This is a genomic window from Bradyrhizobium sp. 142, from assembly GCF_023074015.1.
Taxonomy (GTDB): Bacteria; Pseudomonadota; Alphaproteobacteria; order Rhizobiales; family Xanthobacteraceae; genus Bradyrhizobium.
Genome location: NZ_JADPKQ010000488.1, coordinates 1 through 5,286 on the forward strand (window position 1 = coordinate 1; position 5,286 = coordinate 5,286).

The 5,286-nt window shown below is 59.0% G+C and carries 1 protein-coding gene and 2 pseudogenes; 2 read left to right on the forward strand and 1 reads right to left on the reverse strand.

Annotation, left to right across the window (positions count from 1 at the left end):
- Positions 1 to 96: 96 nt before the first annotated feature.
- Positions 97 to 354, reverse strand: a pseudogene (locus tag IVA82_RS44140) (transposase); the annotation flags it as partial.
- Positions 355 to 2,413: 2,059 nt separating this feature from the next.
- Between IVA82_RS44140 and IVA82_RS44145 the strand changes: the two are divergent.
- Positions 2,414 to 3,613: an alpha-hydroxy acid oxidase gene (locus tag IVA82_RS44145; RefSeq protein ID WP_247493925.1), complete on the forward strand. Its 1,200-nt coding sequence runs from the start codon at positions 2,414 to 2,416 to the stop codon at positions 3,611 to 3,613.
- Between the two features lie 719 nt (positions 3,614 to 4,332).
- A pseudogene (locus IVA82_RS44150) lies at positions 4,333 to 5,199 on the forward strand (IS5 family transposase); the annotation flags it as partial.
- Between the last annotated feature and the right edge of the window lie 87 nt (positions 5,200 to 5,286).

Genomic DNA, 5,286 nt, shown 5'->3' on the forward strand with positions numbered 1-5,286 from the left:
GACGCGAGTGGTCAACAATTTGCATCGGCGTGCCAAGGCATTCGGCTTTGTTCTCCAGCCCTTGGAGCCGAAAGTAGTTGCTGCCGTTTCTTAGGAATCATTCTCCAGCGTCAGCTCTCCGATCTTGGCATGCAGCGACTTCACATCGACTGCGGGCGCGGCCGGCGGCCCGCCCCCTGGTCCGAAAATCCCGGAAGCATTGCCCTCAAGCTGCGATTTCCACGCCGTAATCTGATTGGGGTGAACGTCAAAATGCTCGGCCAGTTGGGCTATCGTCCGATCGCCTTTGACGGCGGCCAGAGCCACCTTCGCCTTGAAGGCCGGTGAGTGATTCCGGCGTGCTCGTCTGCTCATCGTCTCTCCTGATTCGCGGGCCTATCGTGCCCGTCGTCAGGCAGAAACTCCACTTAACGTCCTATGCAGATTTCCGGAGCCGGCTCGAACTGACTTCGGAAGTGGCGTCGAGAGATTGCTCTTGAGAGGTTCGACCCTCTGTCGGATCAAAAGCCGCTTCGAAGCACATGCTTGGACTGAGGGGCCGTATCCCGTCGCGCTAGAACAACTTCAGTGCGAAGGAAGAGGCCGTTCGGTGGCGACTGCGTGCGCCAAGCCGCCTGTCTGCCAGACGCTCTGGACGGTATTGACGATGATGAACGAGCTCGATCTTAAGTCCCTCCGCCAACCATTGTCGAGAGGAGATATCAGCTAAGGCGCCCCCGCGTGCTCATCTCGGTGCCTCGAGCGGTACGGGTTGCGTTGGTCAAGCAGTTGCCGCTCTCTTGTTGGGGTAGGCGTACGAAGGTAAGTCTGTCCTATCATGCTCGATCGGCTCGGCGATTACCTCGCCCGCCGGCGATCCCGCCGCCCGTGAACGTCATGTGGCGCGGCCTGTCAGCCTGACCGACGTCGCGCGGGGCGCACGGCCGGAGGAAAGTAGCAGGCTCGACCTGGGTGCCGCTGCGGCTTGAGCTTTGCAGCTACTGCTTCTTGAGTACGAGATGGCCTGCAGGTAGTTCTGCGTCGTTTCAATCGATTCATAACCGAGCCAAGCGCAGTGACGGAGTAATCGACGCACGCTTGCAGGAACTCCATTACGGCATTGTGCCCAAGTCCGTGCGGCGAGACCCACTGCACGCCATCCAGCCCCAAGAGTCCCCAAGATTATCCTCCTCCGTAGTGCGGACGCACATAAAGGGTGCGGTCTGAGGGAGACTGCAAATGTCAGCAGAGACAGTGAAATGCAGCGTGGCAAGATCAGATATGGCGCGCGAGGGGCTAAAGCGCGATCCAACGGCGATCACTTAGCGAGCATGACACGGGCGATGCAGCTCGCACTGCGATGCGCACTTCCTTCACGGCTGGCGCGGCGACCGATTGCTGCACCAGTATGTTGCTGCTCGTCGGATAGTATGAGGATAAATTGACAGGCGCAGCGCTAATTCGCTCCTGCCTTGTTCGCATCGAGGAAAAGCACGGCGAGATCCCGGCCTGGGAATTTTCACCGCGACATGGCAATTGCCCGGGCTCGGCTCGCGGAACGCTCGCCCGTCCGCAATCCCTTCATTGCCTCTCCTGGCCGCCAAGCACGTGACCGGCATGATTGATACGCGCACTGATGGTTTCCGCAGCTATCAAAGGCTTCGATGAACGTCGTGCGACATAGGTCGCACTCGCCCGTGCACCGGCACAATCATCTTGGCAAAATGGTCAGCAAGAATCCGCCACGGACCAGACCGTGCACGGTTGAACGTTGGCGAAAAAGCCCGAAAGTCAACAGTCAAACTATTCATTGCGCTCGTCGGTGACATGACGGCTTTGCATCGAGACCGACCGTCAGCCGGGGCACCTCTTGCGTCAGCGCTTTTTGATATCGACGAGTTCTTTTGACCCAGGCGAGCTGTCCATTGCCAGCTGCTTGTTCGTCTTGACGCTCAACAGGATGACCTGAGTGAGTGAGACTAGTTGATGACCCCAGCCGCAGGTTTCCTCTGCTCGACCCTACGCCGAATTTCTGCGAAAAGCGGCCCAGTCATAGGGATTTACATCAGATTCAAGAAAAAAATTGGCAATTCTCCTCCTCAAGAACAGCGTAAGTGCTGCTCGCGAGATGGTGGGGCAGGTCGAATGGATCAACCGAATGACAGCGTAGCGTCGGATGCGGAGCATACTGCATTGCTCGAACTGCGGCATGCGCTCTATTGCGAGCCTGACCTTCCCAACACGGAATGGCAGACGCGAGAGGCGAATCCAAGCCGTTTAAGGTAAAGAATTGGCCTCCACACAGCCGTTGGCGTCCCCTCGGCGTCAACGTGGATACGCAGGCGACGCCTCCGGTGCACGGCGGCCAGTTAAGGTAAGAGGCGATATCGATGCATTGCCAATCCAGGGACTGCGCAAGATGCAGACTAAGCGCATGAAGGAGTTTCTCAACTATTCGGAAGTTCGAAGCTTAGCCCGGCGTCGGCTGCCACGCGGTATTTTCGAGTACATCGACAGAGGTACCGAGGATGAGATTGGCCTTCGACACAACCGGTTTGCCTTGGACGCTGTGCGAATTAGACCGCGGGTGTTGACCGGCGAACGCCCAAACTCCCAGGCCGTTTCGCTTTTCGGCGAAACCTGCGCTGCCCCGATGATTGTCGCGCCGACCGCCTTTGCCGGCCTCGTGTGGTATCGGGGAGAAATTGAGCTGGCCAAAGCAGCCGCAAGCCAGGGGATACCTTTCTGCGCCGCAACCGACGCGATCTCTTCTGTGGAAGATGTTGCTGCAGCAAGTAGGGGGCCGGTTTGGTTTCAGCTTTACCTTTGGAAAAATGAGGAACTGACCGAGAGACTGCTCCAGCGCGCATGGGAAAGTGGTATTCGAACTCTGGTTGTGACATGCGACACGGCCATTGGCCCCAACCGTGAATTCAACGTTCGCAATGGTTTCGATATGCCGTTCAGATTTTCGGCCAGGAACGTGTGCGATGCTGCTCTGCATCCTCGCTGGGTGCTTGGGGTGTTGGCTAGATATATGGCAACTGGCCACGCTCCAGGGTTTGCGAACTATCCGGCTGAGTTCTATAGAAACATCTTTGCCGCCGGAAAAGCGCTACCTTATGACCGAGAACTTAGTTGGGAGCATATCCGTCGCCTGCGCGAAATCTGGAAGGGCAATCTGGTGCTAAAGGGCATTTTGCGTGTGGAGGACGCGCGGCTAACGGTGAAGATAGGCGTCGACGGTATTGTGGTTTCGAACCATGGTGGGCGCAATTTGGACAGCGCGGTCGCACCCATTGAGGTACTGGCGGATATCGTGGACGCCGTCGGCGCACAAATAACGGTGCTTGCGGACAGTGGGCTCAGGAGAGGCAGCGACGTGCTGAAACTTCTGGCAGTTGGGGCTAAAGCGGTAATGGTTGGCCGTATGCCGCTCTATGGTACCGCCGTCGGCGGAATGTCAGGTGCTAGTCAAACGATACAAATTTTGCGACGCGAACTTGATATTGCGATGAAACTGAGCGGCTGCGAGAATGTTCATCAAGCAGATAGGAGCTTACTTGATATGTCGGCACTCGTTCACGGACGAGTGGCCGCCGCCATGGTTTCGTGTAGCCGCGATATGGTCTAAGAGATCGGTTCGAAAATGCGTCAACTGAAGCCTCAAGTTAGGACCGGCGCGATGCGAGATTCAGTTCGCGTCCGGGGCTCGGGCGCGGATCACGGGCACGGTTGACGCGGCGACGCTGCACGCAATCATGGCGGCGCTGACCGCTGGACAACCCCAATGGTCCCATTGCCTTCCGGCGCGGGCATGGCTCGCGACCGGGTATACTGACATGCGGAACGGCTTTCCGGCACTGGCCCTGCAGGCTGATCTTACATCGCGACCCGCTGGGCCACGGAAGCAGTCGCAGCGAGCGCCTCAGCGGAAGCTGTCGACGCGAGGGCGGCCGAGGCACTCACAAGTTACCTAAAGTTCGAGACCGAGAAGCTGCGTAGCCGGATTAGCGGCCGCTCGCAACCCGAGGCCCGTCCCGTTTTGTCATGCATGCGTGAGGGTGAGGAAAAAGCTGCCGTAAGATCTCGAGGCGCTGCACGCAGCGTTGCTGGCGAACCGTGGCGAACTTGCCAGCCTCGCGCCCAGCAGACCAACGACCATGCTGGCATCGCTCACCTCGTCGTCCGTGAAGAACCTCCAAGCGGTTGATCAAGAATCAGTCTTCGGGGCGAGAAGGTCTTTGGGATTGCAAACTTTCGGGCTTTGACGGCCCAAAAGCTTGCAGTTTCATTTTTTGAGGATTCCGTCGAATCACGAGTCGTGATTCCGTCGTCGCATCGGAGGGAGCGATGCGACCAAAGGAACGACGCGGACGGGACAAACCGATCTTCTGCGCTCGCGGCTGGACGCGATCATCGATATGGGGCACCCGCTGGTGAAGCTGGCGGGGACGATCGACTGGTCGTTCCTGGAGCAGCGGTTTGTGGCGGTCTACGAGGACAAGCCGGGGTCGGCCGCCATTGCCGACGCGGCTGATGGCGGGGCTGGCGATCCTCAAGCACACCTACGACCTCTCCGACGAGGTCCTGTGCGAGCGCTGGGTGGAGAACCCCTATTACCAGTTCTTCTGCGGCGAGGAGTTCTTCCAGCACCGATTGGTGTTCGATCGCTCTTCGCTGACGCGCTGGCGCCAGCGGATGGGCGAGGAGAAGCTGCAGGCTTTGCTGCAGGAGAGCCTTTCGGTTGCCACCAAGTCCGAGGCGCTCAAGCCGTCCGATCTCAATCGCGTCATCGTCGACACGACGGTGCAGCCCAAGAACGTGATGTTCCCCACCGATGCGCGGCTGCTGAACCGCGCCCGCGAGATCCTGGTGCGGCTGGCCAAGAGGTACGGCGTCAAGCTGCGCCAGTCCTATGCCAGGGTGGGCAAGTTCGCGCTGATCAAGCATCAGCGCTATGCCCACGCCAAGCAGTTCAAGCGTGCCAACAGGGCCTTGAAGAAGCTCAAGACCTATCTCGGCCGCATTATCCGCGACATCGGCCGCAAACTCGGTGGCAACGCCGACTTGCTTGCCGGGATCGTGCTGGAGCGCATGCTGGCGCGGGCGCGACGCGTGCTGGAGCAGAAGCAGCACCGGCGTGGACCCAAGGTCTATTTGCTGCACGCGCCCGAGGTGGAGTGCATCGGCAAGGGCAAGGCAGCCGCGCCTTACGAGTTAATGGCATGGACCACGCCCGCTCTCAGCGGCAACGTTAAGCCCCGGCAAGAGAAGGAGCACGAGCCATGTCCCATACGAACATTG